We start from the raw sequence: 22,331 nt of genomic DNA on the forward strand, positions 1-22,331 counted from the left end.
ACAGAGCAAGAATCTCTTCACGTTTCATAAAAGAAAAAAATAATTCATTTTATATCCAATTTTTCCTCGGAACGAGGAAAAATTGTGGAGCCCTAACAAGGCTACCTGAATAGTTACAACTAAAAATATAAATCCGGTAAAAACAATCAAAAGATATTTGTGCAATCAAAAGATTTTTTGAAATAAAAGCCAGATGGAGATAAAGTGGCAGAAGAAATAATAATGAGAATAGCTGAGCCTCAAGATGCGGATTCTTTGAGAGAATTGATAAACGAGACAATTGATACCTGCTATTTCAGTATTTACCCTAAAGAGGCAATTGATTACTTCAAAGAGTATCATAATCGAACGAATATCGTTAACGATATACTGGAAGGGCATTGCCTGATCCTGTTCTCAGGAGAGGAGTTAATAGGGACAGGCACTCTTCTCGGTTCAAACGCCAGGAGAGTTTTCATAAAGCCGGAATACCAAAAAATGGGGCTTGGAAAAAAAATCATGTACGGACTTGAAGAAAAGGCTGTGGAAAAAGGAATCCGGATAATGGATCTGGATGCTTCGCTTGTAGCATATCCTTTTTACAGGACTCCGAGCTACGAAACACAGGCCGAAGACGTAATTCCCGTGAAAAACGGTCAAAGTTTGAGATATTACAAAATGGTTAAAAAACTTGGAGATTAGTTTAAAATAGAGACGGAGAGCTCTTTTGCGGTTCGCATGCTCTCCCAAGCGCAAGAAACCGTTTTGTAGCAGCAAAAATCGGTTCAGGGGAGAGAAGAAGAGTCCCCGGAAAAACAATCTGAGTACGGTAAAAGTTCAGATCCGGATTTTATCTCTGATACCTCAGCACATCATCAATCGTATCCACGTATTCGATGTTGATTCCCACCTCTTCCTCTATATACTCTTCAGCGTCTACGATTTCCGGCTCCCTCTCAACAATAGTAAAGCCGCCAAACTTTCTTTCTACCAGCTTATACGTAACAAGTTCGCTGTTTTCCCTGGGAATGAGGAAAAGTGTTTTGCCCCCGGCTTCTGCGGCCTCGGCTTTTTCGAGAACGCCGCCTATCTCCCCAATGTTGCCTTCACTATCAATAGTACCTGTAAGAGTAATGCTATCATTCAATCTGGTACTATTATCAACGGCGGAAATCGTAAGAAGGGTCATTAGAGCGCCTGCACTGGGGCCATCGACCCCCCCGGGAATTTCATCTTCAGCAGTTACACTAAAAATAACATCACTGCTTGAGAGTGGATTTCCGGTTTTACTCTCGGCTACGAAAACTGCAGTATTTGCTGCATCCTGGAAGCCTACGCCCGTTAGAGGGACGGTCTGAACAAGTACGCGGCCTTTTCCGGGTCTGATCTCAACAGACATATCAAGCAAAGCTCCTTCCTCAGAAATATTTTCCCTATAAAAGGGGCCTGACCTCTCCAGTTCGATTTTCTGGAAGACTGCAGGTCCTTGAAGGGTAGCAAATCCTTCAATTCCTGCAGGACACATTTGAGAGCTGTTTTCAAGCTCAAAGATTCTTTCGCGATAGGACTCTAACTGAGAAGCATAAGACTGAAGCGACTCATTATTCTGGATTATCTGCTCCTTAAGATTTTCATTTTCCGTTTCAAGGGAATTTATGCGAGTCTGCATCTCCTGGATCTGCTCTTCCTCAAAGGAAGGCTGTTCCTCAAACAGGACAAAGTAAGCGTTTGCAACAAGCGAAATAACCAGTAAAAAAACAAGAAACTTGGACTTCATACCACCTACCACTTTTAATTTGCCTCAGATCATACTTATTTCTTCCTTTTTAAACCACGCGGAAAAACTGGAAGAGCCATTTATAATGATCGAGCTACAGGATTTAACTGAAAGACCCGATAAGTGAATAGATTGATTACCCAATGAGTAGAGATATGGATTTAGAAAATCCTCTATCCGAATCCACACGCTTGCATTAAAAGTTTATGTAATATATAAACGTGGCTTCAACTTTACTTTTCAGGATTTTCGTTCTCAGTCTCTTCTCCTTTATCCTTCCACATCAACATTACTTTCAGGTTTTTCTCATTTTCAGATTTTGTGATAACTGCTTTCCCATTCATAGTCAGGAGCAAGTTAAAAGTCAGCTCTACCTGAGATGGCCTGAACTCAACAGGGGTTTCCTCCATATTGTCTACAACTTTCTTAGAGATTTCCTTAATTACAAGCATCGCATTATCAACCGATTCTGTGGATTTCTCTTCCAGTGCTTTCGAAGATACGAGCGTGAATTTTTTTACTGTGCCTGGAGCATGCCCCAGCTCGGCTAAGATATACCCTGCTTTTAAGGCGCTCCTGCCGGAATTATCAATAACTTTTTCATCAACAATGGTTTTATCCAGAAATTGCCCCCCCTATAGGCGATACGGGCGCAGACCATAAAAAAGAGAATGCGGCCCTAAGTAAGAATAGATTAATGTAAAAATAGTATATATTTAGATAAATAATTATTGACGTTTTCAAACTCGAAGTCTTGCTTCATGTAAAAAGAAAAAGCAGTAACTACCCTGCTGCAAAGGTAGAACCGCTATAGGCTTTTCTCACGATGCCGTGCGTACAGGACGGTTTTCTGTGCATATAAGACAGCTTTCAAACAATTCTTTAAAATAGGAATTATTTTTGTTTACCCATCTCTTTGGATTCTCCTTCAGCAAGCGTTACCTTTTTACCGCAAATGTCGCACTTTCCTTCTTCAGTAATACAGGGCTGCCTGGGAGCTTCTCCTTCACAAATTCCGCACTTTACCATATCCGTTCACCTCCTCTCATTTAATCCCCGGGATTTTTCTCCCAACATAAATCAGTAAGCTAGTAATTTATATTTAGTCGGTATCAAAATATATTAAATGCGTTATAATGCTCTTAACAAAATTATATGCTCGATTGATTTAAAAGCTGGAATAAAGACCTCTGAAATAATGAAACTTAAGATTAGAAATATGGAAGTGAGAAGAGTCATACAAGCAGGAAGAGTTATACAAGCACAAAAGTTATAGAAGTTATTAGATAAGTAAGAAAAAATATAGCAGTAATAGGAAAGTAAAAAAAGGAGAGTAAAAAAGAGAAAAATTGGCCGGTAGCCTGAGGAGACCTGAAGGCTGAGTTCAGGGCTAAAGAAAAGAAATGCAATGCGAGATCACTCTTCGGCTTCCTTTATATTAGGCCCTTCTTTTGTATCCTTCACGATATAGCCAAGGGATTTTATTTTTTCCCTGAGAGCATCTGAAGCTGCCCAATCTTTTGTTTTCCTGGCGGCTTCACGCTCTTCAACCAGTCTCATCACTTCTTCGGGGATTTTCTTTTTTCCGGATTCGGCAAAAAGACCCAGAACGTCTGAAAACTGCCTGTAAAGGGAATGGAGCTTCTCAAGAACCTGTCGATTCTTTCCGGATTCAAGGTACCTGTTGGCTGTCCTGGAAAGATCCCTGAAAACCGTTATGGCTTTCGGGGTATTGAAATCGTCTTCAAGAGCTCCCCTGAACTGCGTTTCAAATTCAGGAAGGGCTTTAAGGACTTCCCGGTCCTCGGGATAAGCCGTGTCTTCTGCGCTTGCCAGGGCAAACTCAAGGTTATCGAGCGTTTCTTTGAGCCTTAAATAATTATTTTTAGCGTTTTCTGCAAAGTCATCGGAATAGTCCAGCTTTTTACGGTAGTGGACTGAGAGAAACATAAAACGCACAACTTCCCCACCGTACTTTCCGACAATTTCAGGCAGTGTGAAGATATTCCCTTTGGATTTGCTCATCTTCTCCCCTTCAACTATCAGGTGTTCCCCGTGAATCCAGTTGCATGCAAAAGGTCTTCCGGTTGCTCCTTCCGACTGCGCTATTTCGTTTTCGTGATGAGGGAAAATAAGGTCCACTCCTCCTAAATGCATATCCAGCGTTGGCCCAAAGCTGTTCATAGCCATTACCGAACATTCGATATGCCAGCCCGGACGGATTTTTCCCCACGGGCTTTCGTAATAAATTCCCCTTTCAATTTCTTCAGGGGTTGAAGCTTTCAGGAGGGCGAAATCGCGGGGGTTATCTTTATCGTATTCGTCCACATCCACCGACGCGCCAATCATTATTTTGTCGAAGTCAAGCTTTGAAAGTTTGCCGTAATTCGGGAACGCTGAAATTCTGTAATAAACCGATCCACCTTTTTCGTAAGCCAGTCCCCTGTCTATCAGTTTTTGTGCAAGTTCAATCATGCTGCCAACGTTTTCCGTGGCTCTCGGGTAAGCTGAGGCTCTTTTTATATTCAACATATCAAGGCCTTTAAAGAACTCTGCCGTGTATTTATCCGTAAAATCCTTAAGTGACATTCCTGCTGCTTTCGAATCCCTGATAGTTTTGTCATCTATGTCGGTAATGTTCATTACAAGCTTTACTTTATATTCAAGGTACTCAAGAGTTCTGACAATATTATCCGTCATCAGGAAAGTGCGATAATTACCTATATGCGGCATACTGTAAACTGTAGGCCCGCAGGCGTAAATCGAGACTTCGCCTTCCTTCAAGGGTTTGAAAACCTCTTTCTTTCTTGTAAGGGTATTGTAAACCTGGAGCATCCGAACGCCTCTGGAGATTTAAGTACCTTAAACACTTGCTAAAACGAGACTAAACTTCTTATGGTTCTTCGAATTCAAATTCAGAGTAATCGAATTCACTTATTCTTATCTAATTGGTCAGAAATGCTTTATTACTTTCGCCGCGAACTTTTAAGAAAAGTTTGATCACAAACCTTTTCAAAAAAATGCTTGATCGCAAGCCTTTTCAAAAAAGGCTTGAGCGAAAACAACGTGAAAACGACACAATAAGCGTGATCAACCGGCCCAACGGTTGCGACCCAAAGGTTGTGTGAAAGGATAAAGAGTTCAGGATAAATCTTCCTCAAATATAGATACTCCTGCCCTCTGCAGGATTTTTCCCAGCCGGAACAGTGGAAGGCCTACAACATTAAAAAAATCCCCCTCGATTCTTTCCACAAGGGCTGCACCTTTCCCCTGAGCAGCAAAAGCTCCTGCTTTATCAAGGGGTTCTCCGGTTCTGACATAAGCTGAAATCTGTTCTTTGCTTATTTCATCCATCCAGACAGTCGTAGATTCGAGTTCACTGATTTCCTTTCCACTGTCAAGGTCAAGCACTGTAAGCCCGGTTATAACCCTGAGTTTCTGTCCGCTTAACATTTCCAGCATTTCTTCTGCCTGTTGGGGAGATCTGGGCTTTCCCAGAAGCTCTCCATTAAAAAGCACCGAAGTATCAGCGGAAATTACAAGCCCGGAATCGAAATGTTTAGCCACATCCCTGGCTTTTTCGACGGAATGTTTTATAAGAAGCTCTTCAGGGCGCAGCCCGGGGTCAGGAAATTCCCCATAGGAACTGGCATAGACCACGAAGTTATCTCCTATCAACTGTTTAAGCAATTCCTTTCGCCTCGGAGATGCAGACGCGAGAATAATCTGACGCATAGGAAAAATCAGGATACATGGAATATATCTGTATTGTATATACAGGTGAAACGGAAGTCAGTTAAGGAAACTAAATAAATAAATAAACTAAGAAAATTGGCTAAAAAATTAATTTGGGAAGTGAATTAAGGGAATTAACAGGGAAAGTGACCCTTATCCGTGAACATTTTCGAAGAACCTTCTGATCCTGCAAAGATCCTCGGGTTTTCCCAGAAGGATACAGGCATCTTTTGCCCGAAGGAGGAAATTGCCTTCTGGAGTGTAGATCAGATCGGAGCCCCTGCGGACCGAGAGTACTGTCACTCCGTGGTTTTTCCTGAAATCCAGGTCTTCCAGGGTTTTTCCGTCGAAACTTGAACCGCTCCCCACTTTAAGAACCTGAATCTCAACTCCGGGAAGCCCATCTTTTATATTGAATTCACTATCAATACCTGCATTAATGGACAATTTCCGCATCATTCTATAACCATTAGCCCGCACATCATTTACGAGTTTTTCAATATCTTCTCTCGGAACCAGATACTTTTCCAGCAAGCGGACAAAAATTTCTACTGTGGTTTCATATTCCTCGGGAATGATTTCATCGGCGCCCAGGGCATTCAGATGCTTCATTTCCTGCAAATCCCGTACTTTTGCAATGACACAGACGTTGGGATTCAATTGTTTTGCAATCTCCACTATTTTTCCTGTGGCAGCTGCATCCGAGATCCCTATAATAAGAACTCTTGCATTCTTGACGCCTGCATGTTCCAGTACAGCCTCAAGTGTTGCATCGCCATAGTAGATTTTTTCGCCTCTCTGTTTTTCCTGTTTAACAGTTTCAGGGTTTGATTCTACAATAATGTAAGGAATACCTGCGGTCTTTGCAACCTTCGAGACTGTTTTTCCGGAAAAACCGAAGCCTACGATTACTAGATGGTCATTTACCTCAGGCTCCGCATGTTCCTCTTCTTTGATGGGTTCCGAGTATAAGCCGTGTACCAGTTGCATGCCATAAGCCATACCTGAAACCTTTTTAACAAAGAAATCGGCAGGCTTGTAGGAAGCATTAATCAAAAAGGGCGTAACTCCCATAGTAATGATAGAAACTGCAAGAAATGCCTGGTAAGTCTCCGGTGTCAGGAGAGAGTATTCTTCTACCCCCAATCTGGAGAGTACAAAAGAAAATTCCCCTACCTGAGACAGTGCAAGTCCTGTCAATATAGTTGTACGGAGCGGGTAGCCGAGAATAAAGGTTACAGCTACTCCTGCAATCGTTTTTATAAGAATTAGAGCAATCGATGCAAGAATTAGCATAGGAAGATTGTCAAGCAGATACTGTATGTCCAGAAGCATACCTATGGAGACAAAAAAGAAGCTCATGAACATGTCTCTCAAAGGCACGATATTGCCCATTGCCTGCTGGCTGTACTGGGAACCTGAAATCACAATCCCGGCTAAAAAAGCACCCAGGGCAAGCGACAGTCCGATACTTGAGGTAAAGAGAGCGGTAGACAGGCAGATAAAAACGACACTGACAAGGAATAACTCTTTGTTGCCTGTCCTGCCCACATGGTAGAATATCCAGGGGACCAGGAATTTGGCACTCAGGATAAAAACTACAATAATCAACGAACCTTTGAGGAAGATGGTTGAAAGTGAGCCTTCGAAATTCACGGAACTTCCGGCTAGCATTGGTGTGATGAGAATAAGAGGTACGATGGCAAGGTCCTGGAATATCAGAACTGCAAGCGAGGTCTTCCCATGCGGAGTATATACTTCGTTTCTCTCCTGAAAGACCTTGAGTACTATTGCGGTACTGCTAAGCGAAATCAAGAAACCGAGAAATGCAGATGTGGGGGAGCTGAAGCCCAGATATGAGCACACGATAATAACAAGGAATGTAGTGACGAGAATCTGGAGAATACCCCCTCCAATTACCGCTTTTTTCATTTTCCAGAGTTCTTTTAAGGAAAGGTCAACTCCTATAGTAAAAAGCAGAAAAACCACGCCGAGTTCGGCATTCAGTTCTACATTCTGACCTCCGCTAAGGATATCGAGCCCAGAAGGACCGATCAGGATCCCGGTTACAAGGAAACCAAGTACAGGAGGGACTTGAAATCTGTAGAAAACAGTAAGAATTAAAATGGCAAAGCCTAGAAGTACGTCAACGTTTGCCAGTAAAGAGAGCGCCATCTATTTTTGCTCCTCCAGAAATCGAAATAAGGTTGTTTGAGCTTCCTGAAATCCTGAGGAGTTAAGGTAGACCCCAGCATGATATACTACCACTGCTACCACTTATACTCACCAATCCCAAAATGGTTCTACAGTACAATAACAATATTTATTAAGAGATATAGTATTTTCGGTAAGGTATCGGATTTCATAAATCCAGGTTATTCTCCCGTTAGCAAGCGAGAGTTGAGAAAGATGAATAAACAAATAAATTGAAGAGCTAATAAAATATTAATAAATAAATTAGTTGTGTTTAAAGCATAACATTGAGTAAAATATTAGATCGGATATTTGAGGAACTGTTCAGTTAAGTGTTCAATTAAGTGTTCAATAAAATATCCAGAAAAAAATTTCAATAAAATCCAATAAAAATATTCGGTAAAAACGCTCAAGAAAAGTTCGACAAAGGTATCAACAAAATACCCAGCAGTGCATTTTCGTTTACTTTGCTTCCATTCACCATATTTTAGGGATTAGCCTATCTGTTCTTTTTGTATAATCCTCATAACCTTTGATTTCCCTGACCAGGGCCTCTTCTTCGAGCTTCAACCTGTATAAGAACAGGAGAATTAGCACTGCCGATATACCCAGGGAGTAATAAGCATTCAGAACGAGTGGGATTCCGACAGCCTGTAATATGTTTCCTGCATAAGCCGGGTGCCTTATGAATTTATAGGGACCGCTTTCAATTAACGGATGATTTTTCATGATCTCGATATGGGCAGAGAAGTATTTGCCCAGTGCCCACATGCCCCAGGCTCTGAGCCCTGTACCGATTAACACAAGTGATGCTCCTGCAACTGTAATTGCAAAATTATGTTGCGGATAAAAATCGGATTCAAGATTCGAGTAGAACCGGTATTCAAGAACAGGGACAATCAGAAGAGGCCACCAGAAAAACAAAAGCAGACTTCGGGTCCACTTTTTTGATTGCCTTCCTTTAATGCCCCGACTCCTGTATGCGGCCTTTTCTGCCAGTAAATAAAGGAACAGGATTCCTGCATAAGTATAAACCGGCAGATGATTTAGGGAACTCCAGCTTTCAGCCAGAAGTTTCCCTGCTTCGGCAGCTAGTAAAAGCATAACTATGCTTATAGCCCAGTTTATCCATTCTTCCGTTCTTCCTGTTCCCTTTCGGCCCTCAAACTCTATCATTTAATTTTTTAATTGAATTAATTACTTTTCTACTTTTCCGCGAGGTAAAGTGAAACATGCAGTAGAAAAAAGTGGTAAATAGGTAAAAGCCGGTTTTTAAGCTGAAAAATAATTGATCCTTAAGCTGAAAAAATGTATAGCTAAGCTGAAAGTAAGGGTGTTAGCTTAAAACTCAGAAGGACTTTGAAAAAGCCTATAATAATATAAAAAACGGTAGTATGGATAGAAAAAACTACCGTCTGCAAAATGAAAGATCAGGTTGCTCTGCCGTTATGACAGAAGTGATTATTTGGATTTGCATCTTTGAGATCAAATTCCTTCCAGACCTCACATGAACCGCAGATGCATTGTCTGTCAGGATCAAGGTCCTGACATCTGGCTTCGCCTATCGAGCAATATACCCCCGGAAAATCGTCAGGATTTGGAACCTGACCCTCAGACAGATTTTCCATGACTTGCTTTGAACTCTTGATTTTATTCTGTGCGCACTGGCTGTCAGCCTGAACAGGGCACTGTGGGCATCTACACCTGTTAATATTTGCCCGTTCATAAGGAACTAAGAAATTCGTACCTCTTTCAAAAGTTACATTTCTGTCTCTAGGTGTTGTAGAGGCGCTCTCTTCGGTTGATGTATTTCTTCCTTTACTCACATTATTCCCCCAGATTAATACTCCAATTGGTTTTCCTATTTTAGGTTTGGCTTCGGGATATAAAAGTGTTTTGAATTATAGAAATAATAAACAATAGTGAGAGAACGAATACACAATTGTGGCCTCAGGTAGCTGCCCTCATCTCTAATTAGGTCACTCAAATTAAGAAAATTTAAATAAGAACTGAAAAAGAACAAAAATTTGAGGAATATAAACATTTGCTGAATGTAATATTTGATGAATATAAATAGTATATAAAAAAATCAAAAAGGAATTTCATAACCTTTAATAAGCTAATCAGGTGGCCTTGCCGTTCTGGCAGAAATACATAGACGGCATTCCTTCTCCGAGATCATACTCTTTCCAGACTGTGCAGGTATAACAAATGCATTGCCTGTCAGGGTTAAGGTCCTGGCAGGTGGCCTTGCCTGTCGAGCAGTATACGCCCGGAACGTCCTCGGGATCAGGAACTCTTTCTCCGGATAGATTTGCCATTACTGTCTTTAAGTTGTCAATCTTATCCTGTGCACATTTGTTGTCGGCCTGGACAGGACACTGCGGGCATCTGCACTTCTCAATGTTTGACCTTGCATAAGGAACCTCAAAATCCGTACCCCTTTCCCTGGGTATTATAGAACCCCTCTCTCCGGTTGATGTATTTCTACCTTTGTTCACATTATTCCCCCAAATTAGTACTCGGTTTTAGGCTTTGGTTTTGGAACTTAAAAGCCTTTTCAGTTATAGAACGAATATAAAGTAGAGACCTTAAGAGGTTACTGCATTTGAAACAGATAGATTTTAATTGAAATTAGACTAATTTTAAATGGAATTAAACCAATTTTAATTGAAAGTCCACCCCAAAACCAAGTTTATTTCTCACATCAATAAGAATCTCAGAACAAATTTCGTAACCGGAAACTCGGTTGGTTATTGGGAATTTGAAATTCGGGGACTCAATTTTGAGTTTTGGGATCAGCTCTGAAACTAAATCAGTTTTAATTAAAAAACAGGAAAAAACAGGAAGGAAAGGAGAAATAGAAGACTTATATTTATAGAAATTAACATATAACTATGAGAAGAAAAGATAAGATCCGAGTGGGAACATACCTGTTATATTTTGTCTTAATAATTATTATAGGAGCAGTTTCTTTTTTCGTCAGTAACTTTCTGGATTTTGCACTTTCTTTACTGGCTATGTTTTTGATGTTTTCTCCTGCGCTTATCCGAAAAGAGTTTAAAACCAATTTTCCAACGCTTATTGATACCCTTATACTGGTTTATCTTTACCTTGGAACCTATCTCGGAAGCTTTAAATCATTCTTTGAAATAATCTGGTGGTGGGATATATTAATGCACCTGCTCATGGGTATTAATATAGCTTTAATAAGCTTTTCAATCATATTCCGGCTCAAAGAAGTGAAAAGCCATATCCAGCTGAGCACTCCAATGATTGCTTTTTTTTCATTTACCATTTCTATGGCTGCCGGTGGAATCTGGGAAATTATAGAGTATATGCTTGATTCTTTCTTCGGATTTGAATTACAAAAAGCGCACCCGGATACGATGATGGATCTGATTTTCGTATTTATAGGAGGGTTGATTGTTTCCGCAGGAGGCTACTTCTACACAAAATACCCGAGAGCAAACCTCATCGAAATGCTGTTTTCAAGGAATGAGATCGAAGTCCTGAAGGATGGGCATACGGAATCCCAGAATGAAAAAGGACGAATGGAACTGTGAGCACATATCTTCAGGCTTCAAATGATTGAAGAATAAAATTTAGTTAAGGATAATCAGGCGGCTCCGATGAAGAGTTAGGTTTATATCATGGAATTTCAGGATAAATTCAGGGCTGGCCTCTCCATTTTCAGGGCAGGATACAGCCCTTATGTATCTGTAACCTGCCACGCCTGAGGCTTCAATCGCGCGAGAGATCAGTTTCCTCGTCTTCCGAGCTTACAACCGGATACCCTGCATCTATCCAGGCAGTAATTCCTCCTGCCATATTATATACCTGGGAATATCCTGCATTTACAAGCATGGTGCTTGCCGTATTACTTCTGCGTCCTGTTCTGCAGTAAACCAGTATTTTCTTTTCAGGGACTTCATCTGTGCGAGCCTCAAGCAGAAGGTCCGAACTTAGATTCGATCCGGAGGCATTGTTTACAGGAATCAGGGTTGCCCCTTTGATATGGGAGGAGTTAAACTCACCAGGCGTACGAACATCAAGTAAAAATACATCGCCTTTCTCAACCATCTCTTTTGCTTCCTGCACAGTTACGTTCTGAACCCCTGAAGAGCTCTCTTTTTTCTGTTCCGTAAAGATTAAAAATACTACCAGAAACAGGAGAATAAGAGCGCCGAAATAGATTAAATTCCGTTTGTTCAATCAGATTCCTCCAGAATTATAGATTTGATATCCGGAAAAGTAAATTGATACATTTATCTTTTTGCCGGTACGCACAGATTTTCTGTATAAATTATTCCAGCCTGTAGAAATTGCTTCCCTGATATAATTATATTTCCTTAAAAAAGTGTTAAATACTCTTAAACATTAAATTTTTTTTGTTTCCAAGACGGATTATCTCCAGTTCAACAATTTATTAAGTGAATCCCGAGATAAAAAAGCATTAAATCCAGTAAAAAAAGTAAATTGAAACTTAAGAGAAGAAACCTCATCTAAACTGAACCAGCAACAGGAAACTACGGAAAGTTAACCGGGGGGTAAAAGTAGAAACCATTACTTGAATCTCAGGATTGTTTTGTGGATAGAAACGGAAAAAAGATGGAAATTAAAAACAGATATGAAAATCATAAATCGTTACAAATTTTCAGAATCAGCAGCAAATTAAACCTGCAAAAAATGTCAAATAAGGCTCATTCGCCTACCTGCTTTGAGGTTGCCGGTCAGTGTCAGGAGGAAAGACCCCAATACATTTTGGGATTTTCCTGATGTATTTTTAAAGTATATAAGGGAGGGGTCTTCCGCCCCTGTAATCTGACATGGGACTGTGCGAACAAGTCTTTACAGGCTTATACGTTTTGTAGCCAGGCTAGTCTAATCTACACTTTATAGCCTGACCAGTTTAGTCTTAGCACCAGCATTTGTCCTTTCCGAAGAAATCAAAACCGAAGAAATTACACTTGCCGCCAAAACCGAACTTGCACTTGTCGAATCTGTCAAATCTGTCGAATTTGTCGCATCTGTCGAATCTGTCACATCTGTCGAATCTGTCACGTTTGTCGAATCTGTCGAATTTGTCGAATCTATCGAATTTGTCGAATCTGTCGAATCTGTCGCGTTTGTCGAACTTATCGAATCTGTCGTACCTGTCGAATTTGCCTTTGCCGTATCCATCCCTGCCTGCACTCACTGACGTAACTGTTACTGAAGCTACGAAAAAGACTAGCATGAGAATGCACAGCGTCTTCTTTATTCTTCCAAGTTTTACCATTTACCTACACTCCACAAATTTTCGTATATTGATACAATCTAAGATTAATTTCTCAGTCAATTTTTCATCGGCGCTTTACTGAATGAATTTATTTACCGATCTATCATTCAAGATTTGTCCTGAAAAAGTATACTATGGTAAAAATTTTACCCCCAGATCCTCGTGTTATATGCCGAGGATTTATAAGCCGATAAAAAGTGACCCCCAAATTGTATCAGTAGGTGATTATGATCCAGAGAATATAATATATAAAGAAATAATAATCAGAAACCCATATTAATTGAAAATCGGCATTATCTAGTCTGGTTTATTGAGATGTCTTCTCAAAATAGTATTTATCATAATGCTCTTATATTAATAATATCATCCAGTCCTTAATTATGATCTAAGCAACAATTTAAGCTTCAAGCTGAGAATCTATTTTCAGCTTCAGTGTGGTAATTTTTTTGGTTTGATTAAAAATCCACCCCAATATGTGCACAATAGAAATTTATTACACAAAAATCAATACCTGCCGGCGGGCCTCAGGCAGGCTGAACAGCTGGTTAGTTTTTCATCAGATCCCATTCCGCAATCGAAGAAACTCCCAGATTAAGGGCCCTAACTATATATATTAATTTATTTCCTGGGCATATTAAAGGTAAACCTGAAACTCGTTTTCTTAAGGTAAACCTGGAAATCATCAAAACTTACCCTTTATAAACCGAAGTCGATATTTTTATACCTCGCCTTTTAGTTAAGTATGTAAAGGTAGACTAAGCTGTTTCAGTGACTTTCAAAGATTCCGATATCTGAGTCAAAAAAGGAGGGTTCCAGTCTCCGAGTACTTATACATGGGGGTGTCCTATTTCACAGGAGTACGTTAGAAAACTCAAGCCGGAAGATTCTTTCAGGGACTGGATAGTCCAGGCATTGGGGCGAAGGATAAGAGATGAAAAATGCGTTATCAGGGAATTCAGGATAAGGCCGGCATCGCATAGAGTCTGTAGATATGAATTTGAGGGAGAAGGGCTCAGTGCCATGGCGAAATTTTTAGCTCAACCCAGAGGGAAGATAAAAAAGTACGATGCCAGAAAAGCCATGCTGAAAGAATACTACAAATTAAAAAGACTTAAAAATATAATCGATGTCCCTGAGCCCATTGATTTTAGCAGCCGTTTCAATTGTGTCCTTGTGACCGAGTATATCCCGGGAAAGCCTTTTTCCTGGCACCTGAAGAATGAAAAGAACCTGGACGAAAAAATAGAAGTAATAGCCAGCCTGCTCAGCAGGCTCCATCGGAGTACCCGAAGTTATTATGAAAAAGAAGAGGATTTTAAAGAAATTCGCAGTAACCTTAAAGCTATGCCCCTCTGCAGTTCTACCAGAAAGATATATGAACAAAAACTTGAAGAATGGCAGAAGAGCCCCTTTCTGGACAAAAACCGTGGCTGTACGATACATCGTGATGCGACTCCTGCAAATTACCTTTTTTACAGGGATAAAGCCTATGCAATAGATTTTGAACTCTCCACAGAGCACGGGAACGCTGCAAATGACCTGGGGATATTGTGCGCTGAAATCTTCCATCATTTCGCACGAAAGGGTATGGCATCTACTTACGTTCCCCATATCAAACGCTTTCTCCGAAGCTACAGCAGAGATGAAAAAGAGTACCACAGGATAAAACGAGTTCTCCCGCTTTATGTGAGCTATGGCCTGCTCAGAGTCGCCTGGCGAGAAAAAAAGACTATGCACAGGGAATACCTTATAAACAGAGCAATAGAACTTCTGGATCGGCTTCCCATATAAGAATTAGACGCATAGGGAAGGCAAATAAAAAATAAAATCAATGTTAAAAATAAGGATGAAAAGATCCATCGAATATGCAAAATCCCGTAAAATATTTCCTATAACCGAAACTCCAGAAATCTGGGGAGTCTCAGAATATTCGAATCTTAGTTTTCAAACTGAATAATCATAAAAAATATGAAATTAGACTCATTCGTAAGCCCACTTCGATGATTGCCAGCCAGTGCCACGGAAAGATTTACGCAGTTTAACTGAAAAACCAGTCGCATGAGACTTCAAATTACTGATTCGCAACATCGTCGCAGAAGTGCTCATACCTCTTTTACTCCTTAAGCGTGTAAGTCCTATTAGAACACTCCCTCATAGATATGTTAGATTTTGGGAGGTTGAGGGCTTTACTGTCCCTGCAATCCGATGCGAGGCTGTACGAACGGTCGTAGTCTATTTTATATTTATACTCATGCCAGTTTAGTCGTTACCACCAGTCGTCAAACCAGTCGCCGTCAAAGCAGTCACAGCTGTTTCCAAAAAAGCCAAAGAAACTAAAGGAAAACCAGCCGAAGTTGCACTTGCTCTTACACTTGTCTTTCCAGTCACACTTGTCTTTCCAGTCACATTTGTCCCTACAGCCACCTTTCCAGAAGCCCGCGCTAGCTGACGCAGCTGTCAGTGACAGCACGAAACAGACAAGCACTAAGATGCTCATTGTCTTTTTAATTGTTCCCATTTGTATACACTCCTCAATTTGATACGATTCTAACACTGTTGGTTTTCCAATCCCTTCCCATCTGCAGATGCAGCGCTTAAAAATTATTTAACCATTTAATAATCCTCGTTACTTCAGGAAGATATAATACTGGCAAATTTACCCACTTTTGCTGATGAAAATCCTCTGCCGATGAAAAGGGCTAAATTGCGCCAACAAATTGATGTATCAACAGGAGATTATGGTTAGAAGAATATAATATATATAGAAATATAAATTAGAAACCATTGTTAATTAAAAAGAGATATTGTATAGTATACTTTTTACAGAAGCATTTTGAATAGTATTATTTTAGACAAATATTTTTTGTGAATAGTATTATTTTTTATTAAAAGCTTCTCCAAAATTTCGCTTCGTGCTTAATCCAAGTAGTATTCAGGATTGCTCTGCTATCTGAAATTCCGTTGTTAATTCCACAGCGAATTAGAAAAGATAAGTTTTGAGATCCGGAGGAACCTGCAAAGCTGTTTGGGAATATGCCTGAAAAACCGGAAACAAAGATAGTTTATTAATAAGACTCATTTTGGTAGTAGAACTCAATTTTGTCAATAAGTCTCAATTTTGTTAATAAATCCAATTTTTTAATAAGATTCAATTTTAATGTGATTAAAATGATCTAATATGTGAGATTAAAATGATCTAATAATAATAGTAAGGGTTAATTTTCACCAGATAAGATATGATAAAGGCTATAGTTTCTTTTTTGAAAAAGGGCCTGTAGCACTATTCTGTTATTGAGAGCATTACTGTTATTGGGAAAGAATATTGAGATTGATCTCTGGGGGATTATCTTGGGTAAGGATAAAGCGGGAAAATATACAGGTCAGAGCACAGGTAAGGACAGTTCAGGCAAAGGAGTCTCGAATAAGCGCTTTTACCCGATCTACGGTATAATTCTACTCATAATCGCGTTTATAACATATATTATTCTGCAGGACCCTGAAGAACCTGTTGGAATGATACGCCGGTTTGCAGGAACTTTCGGCTACCTGACCATATTCCTTGCAATAGTTACATCCGAATATATGGCTAAAATGAAAAAAATATCAGGACTTCCTTTTATGAAAGCTCACCATAATCTGGCGAGAATTGCAATATTGCTAATCCTTATTCACCCACTGACTTTTGTATTACAGGGGCGAGGAGTTCAGATTTTTTCGCCAATTTCTCCGACAAATGTTTTCATTGGATTGGCAGGTCGTCCGGCTCTTTATCTGTTCCTTCTGGCTGCCGGAGTTGCGTTATACAGGAAGAAATACAAAAACTGGAGGGAAGTTCATTACCTCAATTACCTGGCCTTCTTACTTGTCTCAATACATGCCCTGATGTTAGGCGACGACTTCAGATTAAGTATAATGAGAATATTTGCACTTGCAATGGCGGTTACTGTGATAGCTATATTTATACATAAAAGATCGGCATCAGGGCAAAAAAAGAGATGAACAACTGAAACTCCGGAACGAAGCCGCATATTCAACGTAGTAAAAGCAAAAAAAATATAAAAATTACATTATATTGCCTGGATAGACCGAACGTTCGGTAATAGCAGGCTCAACAGGTGTACTTATATCGCTGCTGGCTTTTCCCTCAACCTTTTTGAAATATTAACACAGAATACGAAAACCTATTCATCTTTAACGTGGTGAGAGCCAGTAGCAAAAACTATCGGAAATTTTAGTAAATTTACTTTTTTTCCTTTTCCGGGAGCCTGTTAATTTCACTGGAAAGACGCTGTACCTCGCTGCGCAGTTCTTCAATCTCTTTTGAAGAGATTTCTTCTTTATCTTTGCCGATAAGCAGACTCGCCAGGGCTGCGGTTATGTACCCGAAAATTGAAAAAGCATAAACCGATAATGAAAAAGCCAGTACTCTCCCCTCGGGGGTAACTGGCCAGTAAGCACTTCCTATTGTAGTCATAATCATGGCTGTCCACCACAAAGCATCCCAATAAGAAGTAAGCCCCGGGCGCTCAAAATTGTACATTCCTGCTGCTCCAAGAAAAGTAATCAGAGCTGTAAGCAACAGAACGTATCTAAAGCCCCGCTTCCTCATTACCTGCCTGACTGTTCTTAAGCTTCGATTAAAAGAGGAAAGGATTCGGGCCAGATTAAGAGATCGGATAGAATTTGCAAACCTGACCAGCCTGAATCCGCGAAATAGCTTTAAAACCCTCAGTGCAGGCAAAAAAAGGGAAAAAGCAACAAGCCAGTTATCCTTTAGATAATCCTTTTTTATCGGAGAAATGTACAGTTCGATAAAAAAATCGATTATAAATATCCCCCAGATAACCAGACTTAATGTTTGCAAAGAAGATGAGAGGCCGTATACAAAATCGACAATAATAAGAACCAGCCATAAGAGTGATAGCAAAGTTAAAGGAAAATCGAAAAGATCGTTAATCTGGGAAAGTAACTCTGCCCTTTCATCTTTTAATTGCTTTTTATCCATATCTCTATGTCTCACCAAAATTTATTCAGGTTGTCAGGTGAGTGCAGTCCTGCTTTTAAAAGAAAGATTAGATAAATATTGTTAGGTTTCTGAGCACTTATAGCTATCTTTGTTAAATCAATTAAAGCAAAAAAAATGATTCAAAGGTCTCAAAAAGAGAACCTTTTTGAAAGACTATTCATTATAAAATAAAATCTTATAAAATGAAATGTTTTGAGCAGACCAGGTATTCACTCAGTCCGCTCTAAACCAAAACTTCACTTCTCCTTAAAGACTTCACTTCTCCTTAACTATTACAGTCCCCTGCATGGAAGGATGAATCGAGCAATAATATTCATATGTGCCTGCTTCAGTAAACTGGAACTCATATGATTCTCCTTCCTGGAGTGTGCCGGAATCGAAAGTCGAACCTGTTGCCGTGTGTGGAACTGAATCGAGGTTGGTCCACCTTACAGTATCACCTGTTGATATTGTAACTGATTCGGGATTAAAGGCGAAATCGTCCATTGACACCTCGACAGTCTTTCCGCCTGCAGCCTCCATTCCATCCATATCAGACATGTTATCCATGCCTGTCATATTCATGGTTTCGGGCATATAGCATTTCATGATTCCGACTAAATAACAGGTCTTCATTCCTGGCGTATCATCCATTTCAGTCGTGTTATCTGTACCGGTCATGTTATCCATTTCAGTCATATTGCCCATGCCTGTTATGTTCTTCATGGCTTCGGGTGTATAACAGTTCATGGCTCCGATAAGATAACATTTCTCCACGGCCGTCATGTTATACGTTTCAGTCGTGTTATTCATGCCTGTCTTATTATTCATGCCTTCGGGCTTGTAACAGTTCATAGCTCCGATAAGATAACATTTCTCCATATCCGTTGTGTTATCCGCTCCAGTCATGTTCGCAGTATCGGGCATATAACATTTCATGATTCCGGATAAATAACAGGCCTTAGTTTCAGTCATGTTATACATACCTGTCCTGTTGTCCATGCCTGTCATGTTGTCCATACCAGTCATGTTCGTGGCTTCGAGCATATAACATTTCATGATTCCGGATAAATAACAGGCCTTAGTTTCAGTCATGTTATCCATACCAGTCCTGTTGTCCGTACCGGTCATGTTATCCATTTCAGTCCTGTTATCCATGCCTTTCATGTTCTCCATGGCTTCGGGCGTATAACACCTCATAGCTCCGAGAAGGTAACACCTCTCCGTGCCCGTCATATTATCCATACCAGTCCTGTTGTCCATACCAGTCCTGTTGTCCATGCCAGTCCTGTTGTCCATACCAGTCATATTGCCCATGCCCGTCAGGTTACCTACTTCTTCGGGTACATAACACTTTATGGCTACGGCAAAATAACACGCCTTCATGCCGGTCATGTTGTCCATACCGGTCATGTTATCCATACCAGTCCTGTTATCCATACCAGTCCTGTTGTCCATGGTTCCAGAATCATCACGGCCCATGTATCCAGTCTGGGTTTCAGTCATGTTCGCAGCCTGGGTTTGGGTAAGGTTTGCGGTCTGAGTCTGAGTCAGGTTTGCGGTCTGGGTCTGGGTAAGGTTTCCAGTCTGGGTCTGAGTTATATTACCGGTTATATCCTCAGTCATATTACCAGTCATATTCTCTGTCATATTTTCGTCCATGGCTGCGGTCGTGTTGTCGAAATCAAGGATCTCAAGACCTTCGAGCTGAGGATCGTCAAATATTACATGGATGAAGGTCTGGTTCTCGCCGTCTGGCAGAGTGTAATTGGTGAGAACTGGCTGATCCTGCATTGTTCCGTTATCAGCCATCACCTTCTCAGGCAGCACTAGATGAGCCTGTATGCCCCTGTGAGGCAGTTCGTTATCAAGGAGCAGTCTGTAACCCTGCTGGTCAGGACTCCTGATACGCTCTGTTGCCATAGCATGTATGACCCTGTTGTCGCTGACAAGAGTATCATTTATGTAAAGCGACCCAACACCCCAGAAAGCTCCATATAAATAAGATGTCGGCTCCAGGCGTGTGTCTATTCCAGTCTTCCCATGAGCGATTCCATCAACAACCACACCGCCAAAAACCGGATGGAACTGCCCAATGCGGGTAATATTTGTCAGGACAACCCTGTAACGGATTTCACCTGTAGGATCCGTGAAGTTGAATTCGGCTTCAGCCATATCTTCGGATTCATTTACATCCACAGGAGTGTTGTCTGTCAAATTCATGGTGAAAGAACCGTTAATACGCGTAAAATTATCTGAGTACGGTGTTGGCACCGATGTTGTGGTAAATTCGTCCCCACTCACAGACCTGTTTTCTACTGGCACACCAATTTCCGGCTCAAGTCCCAGAGGCATGTCTGGAGTCCCGAAAATCTGCGGATCGAGTTTCCTCGGGCCTGGAAGAATCCATTTAACATCTTCGCCGGTTTCCTGGCTAACGTTGATAGTTTTATCTACATTTTCAAGTGTACACATTTCCCCTGTCGTGTCTCTCTGTTGGGATTCATTATTTTCCCCCATCTGTGCCTGTGCTGGTCCAAATGAGAAAGCCAGGCAGATTACTAACAGAGAAACTATTAACTTTATTTTCATTCTTTACCCCCCATTGCGAATCAGGTCAATTGAACTAATTGAATATAGTTAATAAAATAAAAACAATTTAATATAAAGCAATTAAATAATAATTGGTCGACTTATAAATACTTAATCTATATTAACTACAGCAACTAGTCTGGTTTTCATAATCGTGAGGCTTTTTAGAAGTATAAATCTCTTAGATTTTTATTACATTCATAAAGAAATGACTCAGAGCTTGCCCGAAGCTTGCATATAAGCAGCACTTCTTAAAAATTGTTCGTTCCTAATTGGAGAATTATTTAGCCCTGAATATTCAGTAAGAACAGAATCAGAGTAGATTAAAGATTGATTTTAGACATTCAAAGGAAAACAGGTAGATAAAACGATAGTTGCAGAAATAGCTGGAAAAAGTAGAGAGCTGTAAACCATTTACAGGCCTGCAGCCTCTACTTTTAAACCGAATTCTGTAATCAACATAGTTGATTACTGTTTCTTAATCCAGACTTCACTTTACGTAACACTTTACCGATCAATGACTATAGTATGCTTCAGATCACGTTATCCGTATCTCAGGTCACGTTTTCAATTTAGGCCATAGCTGTAGTTTGATTTATATCACAGGTAACATTCTTAGTCATGATTTCAATCGTGTCATCCATGCTCCTGATTACAGCCACCTTTCCGGTTATGTTATACATGCTTTCATCAGTGCCTTCGTCCATCTCGGAAATGTCAGTAATGTCCCCGATCATAGCCTTATTTCCATCCATTGTGATCAAATCAGCCAGTTCTTTGTCCATTTTCTCAGCCGTTCCGATCATGTAATCCACATTTCTGATTATAACCATCTTTCCGGTCAGATTACACTCCATGGGTTCGGTCATGGTATCTGTATCTTCAACCATTCCGGTCATATTACTCATTGTTTCAGCCATTTCGGTCATGTCACCCATGTTTTTGATTATAATCATCTTTCTGGTCATATCACCTGTTATATTTCCGGTCATACTTCCAGCCATGAGTACAGTCATGTTTTCCATGCTTTCGGTCATGTTCTCCGTGGTTTCGGTCGGGTTGAGCGTGATAGTTCCAGTCATGTCTCCAATCAGGACTACAGTCATGTTATTCATGCTTTCAGTCATGTTGTCCATGCTTTCAGTCATGTTGTCCATGCCTTCAGTCATGTTGTCCATGCCTTCAGTCATGTTATCCGTGCCAGTCATGTTATCCATGCCAGTCATGTTTTCTGTCTTTCCAAAGAGAACTACGCTTCCGGGCATATTATCCATTCTTCCGATCATAACCGCTTTTTCAGTCATATTGCCCAGATCTCTGATTAAAATTATCTTTCCGGTCACATCAAGTTCCATGCCTTCAGAGACGTTGTTCATGCCGGTCATGTTGTCGGTCATATTGTCGGTCATATTATCCTTTTCTTCGACTATAAACGCATCTCCGGTTATGTTGCATGTAACGGTTTCACTAATGTTTCCGGTCATGATTACATTTATTTCATCCATGTCTCCGATCGCATTACCCTGTGCTTGCACGGATGTGATGGACAAAGTTAAGCATAGCGCTAACAGAGAAATTACCAATTTCAGTTTCATTCTTTACCCCCATATGCGAGTTCGACCTTTGAGTCGACTACATGCATTTCCTAATAAAATAAAAAATAATTTAATATAATTATCATAATAATAAAGAATCAGCTTATAAATAATTAATCTCTATTAACTATAAGGAGTAGTCAGGTTTTAAGAATCAGCTGGCATTTTAAAAGT

At 40.3% G+C, this 22,331-nt stretch carries 21 protein-coding genes; 5 read left to right on the top strand and 16 right to left on the bottom strand.

Going from position 1 to position 22,331, the window contains the following annotated elements:
• Nucleotides 1-204: 204 nt before the first annotated feature.
• Nucleotides 205-681 carry a GNAT family N-acetyltransferase gene (locus tag ACPK8D_RS07140; protein WP_424717164.1) on the top strand — a complete coding sequence of 159 codons (477 nt, stop codon included), beginning with the start codon at nucleotides 205-207 and terminating at the stop codon, nucleotides 679-681.
• 148 nt (nucleotides 682-829) lie between these two features.
• Here ACPK8D_RS07140 and ACPK8D_RS07145 read toward each other — a convergent pair whose 3' ends face one another.
• From ACPK8D_RS07145 to cysS, 4 genes are all read right to left on the bottom strand, one after another.
• Entirely contained in the window at nucleotides 830-1,756 is a 927-nt protein-coding gene (locus tag ACPK8D_RS07145; RefSeq protein ID WP_424717165.1) for a S16 family serine protease, read from the bottom strand.
• Nucleotides 1,757-1,989: 233 nt separating this feature from the next.
• Entirely contained in the window at nucleotides 1,990-2,379 is a 390-nt protein-coding gene (locus ACPK8D_RS07150; protein ID WP_424717241.1) for a CU044_2847 family protein, read from the bottom strand.
• A gap of 271 nt (nucleotides 2,380-2,650) precedes the next feature.
• Nucleotides 2,651-2,785, bottom strand: coding sequence for a hypothetical protein (locus ACPK8D_RS07155; protein ID WP_424717166.1), 135 nt, complete (start codon nucleotides 2,783-2,785; stop codon nucleotides 2,651-2,653).
• Nucleotides 2,786-3,172: 387 nt separating this feature from the next.
• The gene (cysS, locus tag ACPK8D_RS07160; RefSeq protein WP_424717167.1) at nucleotides 3,173-4,591 is read right to left on the bottom strand and encodes a cysteine--tRNA ligase; all 1,419 of its coding nucleotides are present in this window, start codon (nucleotides 4,589-4,591) and stop codon (nucleotides 3,173-3,175) included.
• 161 nt (nucleotides 4,592-4,752) lie between these two features.
• Between cysS and ACPK8D_RS07165 the strand changes: the two genes are divergently transcribed.
• Nucleotides 4,753-4,884 (top strand): hypothetical protein, encoded by a 132-nt coding sequence (locus ACPK8D_RS07165; protein WP_424717168.1) that lies wholly within the window; start codon nucleotides 4,753-4,755, stop codon nucleotides 4,882-4,884.
• A gap of 13 nt (nucleotides 4,885-4,897) precedes the next feature.
• Here the strand turns inward: ACPK8D_RS07165 and ACPK8D_RS07170 are convergent, their stop codons facing one another.
• The 5 genes from ACPK8D_RS07170 to ACPK8D_RS07190 all read right to left on the bottom strand — a co-directional run bounded on the left by ACPK8D_RS07170 (nucleotide 4,898) and on the right by ACPK8D_RS07190 (nucleotide 10,185).
• Complete coding sequence (locus ACPK8D_RS07170) at nucleotides 4,898-5,491, bottom strand: Maf family nucleotide pyrophosphatase (protein WP_424717169.1); 594 nt, start codon at nucleotides 5,489-5,491, stop codon at nucleotides 4,898-4,900.
• Nucleotides 5,492-5,644: 153 nt separating this feature from the next.
• The gene (locus tag ACPK8D_RS07175) at nucleotides 5,645-7,666 is read right to left on the bottom strand and encodes a cation:proton antiporter (protein ID WP_424717170.1); all 2,022 of its coding nucleotides are present in this window, start codon (nucleotides 7,664-7,666) and stop codon (nucleotides 5,645-5,647) included.
• 495 nt (nucleotides 7,667-8,161) lie between these two features.
• Nucleotides 8,162-8,860, bottom strand: coding sequence for a methyltransferase family protein (locus tag ACPK8D_RS07180; RefSeq protein ID WP_424717171.1), 699 nt, complete (start codon nucleotides 8,858-8,860; stop codon nucleotides 8,162-8,164).
• Between the two features lie 254 nt (nucleotides 8,861-9,114).
• Nucleotides 9,115-9,510, bottom strand: coding sequence for a DUF2769 domain-containing protein (locus tag ACPK8D_RS07185; protein ID WP_424717172.1), 396 nt, complete (start codon nucleotides 9,508-9,510; stop codon nucleotides 9,115-9,117).
• A 297-nt stretch (nucleotides 9,511-9,807) separates the two neighbouring features.
• On the bottom strand, nucleotides 9,808-10,185 hold the full coding sequence (locus ACPK8D_RS07190; protein ID WP_424717173.1) for a DUF2769 domain-containing protein: 378 nt from the start codon (nucleotides 10,183-10,185) through the stop codon (nucleotides 9,808-9,810).
• Between the two features lie 396 nt (nucleotides 10,186-10,581).
• On the opposite strand from ACPK8D_RS07190, the gene ACPK8D_RS07195 reads away from it, so the two are divergent.
• Nucleotides 10,582-11,250 (top strand): hypothetical protein, encoded by a 669-nt coding sequence (locus ACPK8D_RS07195; protein ID WP_424717174.1) that lies wholly within the window; start codon nucleotides 10,582-10,584, stop codon nucleotides 11,248-11,250.
• Between the two features lie 39 nt (nucleotides 11,251-11,289).
• Here ACPK8D_RS07195 and ACPK8D_RS07200 read toward each other — a convergent pair whose 3' ends face one another.
• The 3 genes from ACPK8D_RS07200 to ACPK8D_RS07210 all read right to left on the bottom strand — a co-directional run bounded on the left by ACPK8D_RS07200 (nucleotide 11,290) and on the right by ACPK8D_RS07210 (nucleotide 12,923).
• Nucleotides 11,290-11,418: a hypothetical protein gene (locus ACPK8D_RS07200; RefSeq protein WP_424717175.1), complete on the bottom strand. Its 129-nt coding sequence runs from the start codon at nucleotides 11,416-11,418 to the stop codon at nucleotides 11,290-11,292.
• A gap of 10 nt (nucleotides 11,419-11,428) precedes the next feature.
• Nucleotides 11,429-11,899, bottom strand: a complete 471-nt coding sequence (locus ACPK8D_RS07205) for a rhodanese-like domain-containing protein (RefSeq protein WP_424717176.1) — start codon at nucleotides 11,897-11,899, stop codon at nucleotides 11,429-11,431.
• Between the two features lie 703 nt (nucleotides 11,900-12,602).
• A complete protein-coding gene (locus ACPK8D_RS07210; protein WP_424717177.1) occupies nucleotides 12,603-12,923 on the bottom strand; it encodes a hypothetical protein in 321 nt (106 codons plus the stop codon).
• A gap of 954 nt (nucleotides 12,924-13,877) precedes the next feature.
• Here ACPK8D_RS07210 and ACPK8D_RS07215 point away from each other — a divergent pair.
• On the top strand, nucleotides 13,878-14,756 hold the full coding sequence (locus tag ACPK8D_RS07215; RefSeq protein WP_424717178.1) for a phosphotransferase: 879 nt from the start codon (nucleotides 13,878-13,880) through the stop codon (nucleotides 14,754-14,756).
• 475 nt (nucleotides 14,757-15,231) lie between these two features.
• On the opposite strand, the gene ACPK8D_RS07220 is transcribed toward ACPK8D_RS07215, so the two are convergent.
• Complete coding sequence (locus tag ACPK8D_RS07220; protein ID WP_424717179.1) at nucleotides 15,232-15,462, bottom strand: hypothetical protein; 231 nt, start codon at nucleotides 15,460-15,462, stop codon at nucleotides 15,232-15,234.
• 851 nt (nucleotides 15,463-16,313) lie between these two features.
• Between ACPK8D_RS07220 and ACPK8D_RS07225 the strand changes: the two genes are divergently transcribed.
• On the top strand, nucleotides 16,314-16,964 hold the full coding sequence (locus ACPK8D_RS07225; protein WP_424717180.1) for a ferric reductase-like transmembrane domain-containing protein: 651 nt from the start codon (nucleotides 16,314-16,316) through the stop codon (nucleotides 16,962-16,964).
• Between the two features lie 241 nt (nucleotides 16,965-17,205).
• On the opposite strand, the gene ACPK8D_RS07230 is transcribed toward ACPK8D_RS07225, so the two are convergent.
• The 3 genes from ACPK8D_RS07230 to ACPK8D_RS07240 all read right to left on the bottom strand — a co-directional run bounded on the left by ACPK8D_RS07230 (nucleotide 17,206) and on the right by ACPK8D_RS07240 (nucleotide 22,157).
• A complete protein-coding gene (locus ACPK8D_RS07230; RefSeq protein ID WP_424717181.1) occupies nucleotides 17,206-17,970 on the bottom strand; it encodes a potassium channel family protein in 765 nt (254 codons plus the stop codon).
• A gap of 276 nt (nucleotides 17,971-18,246) precedes the next feature.
• Nucleotides 18,247-20,562 carry a plastocyanin/azurin family copper-binding protein gene (locus tag ACPK8D_RS07235; protein ID WP_424717182.1) on the bottom strand — a complete coding sequence of 772 codons (2,316 nt, stop codon included), beginning with the start codon at nucleotides 20,560-20,562 and terminating at the stop codon, nucleotides 18,247-18,249.
• Between the two features lie 572 nt (nucleotides 20,563-21,134).
• A complete protein-coding gene (locus ACPK8D_RS07240; RefSeq protein ID WP_424717183.1) occupies nucleotides 21,135-22,157 on the bottom strand; it encodes a hypothetical protein in 1,023 nt (340 codons plus the stop codon).
• Between the last annotated feature and the right edge of the window lie 174 nt (nucleotides 22,158-22,331).

Source organism: Methanosarcina sp., from assembly GCF_049706645.1.
Classification (GTDB): domain Archaea; phylum Halobacteriota; class Methanosarcinia; order Methanosarcinales; family Methanosarcinaceae; genus Methanosarcina.

Bases quoted from the DNA above. Each gene is read 5' to 3' on its own strand.
- ACPK8D_RS07180 (WP_424717171.1), bottom strand. From the start codon at position 8,860: ATGATAGAGTTTGAGGGCCGAAAGGGAACAGGAAGAACGGAAGAATGG.
- ACPK8D_RS07240 (WP_424717183.1), bottom strand. From the start codon at position 22,157: ATGAAACTGAAATTGGTAATTTCTCTGTTAGCGCTATGCTTAACTTTG.
- ACPK8D_RS07220 (WP_424717179.1), bottom strand. From the start codon at position 15,462: ATGAGCATCTTAGTGCTTGTCTGTTTCGTGCTGTCACTGACAGCTGCG.
- ACPK8D_RS07210 (WP_424717177.1), bottom strand. From the start codon at position 12,923: ATGCTAGTCTTTTTCGTAGCTTCAGTAACAGTTACGTCAGTGAGTGCA.
- cysS (WP_424717167.1), bottom strand. From the start codon at position 4,591: ATGCTCCAGGTTTACAATACCCTTACAAGAAAGAAAGAGGTTTTCAAA.
- ACPK8D_RS07155 (WP_424717166.1), bottom strand. From the start codon at position 2,785: ATGGTAAAGTGCGGAATTTGTGAAGGAGAAGCTCCCAGGCAGCCCTGT.
- ACPK8D_RS07195 (WP_424717174.1), top strand. From the start codon at position 10,582: ATGAGAAGAAAAGATAAGATCCGAGTGGGAACATACCTGTTATATTTT.
- ACPK8D_RS07145 (WP_424717165.1), bottom strand. From the start codon at position 1,756: ATGAAGTCCAAGTTTCTTGTTTTTTTACTGGTTATTTCGCTTGTTGCA.
- ACPK8D_RS07175 (WP_424717170.1), bottom strand. From the start codon at position 7,666: ATGGCGCTCTCTTTACTGGCAAACGTTGACGTACTTCTAGGCTTTGCC.
- ACPK8D_RS07230 (WP_424717181.1), bottom strand. From the start codon at position 17,970: ATGGATAAAAAGCAATTAAAAGATGAAAGGGCAGAGTTACTTTCCCAG.
- ACPK8D_RS07235 (WP_424717182.1), bottom strand. From the start codon at position 20,562: ATGAAAATAAAGTTAATAGTTTCTCTGTTAGTAATCTGCCTGGCTTTC.
- ACPK8D_RS07170 (WP_424717169.1), bottom strand. From the start codon at position 5,491: ATGCGTCAGATTATTCTCGCGTCTGCATCTCCGAGGCGAAAGGAATTG.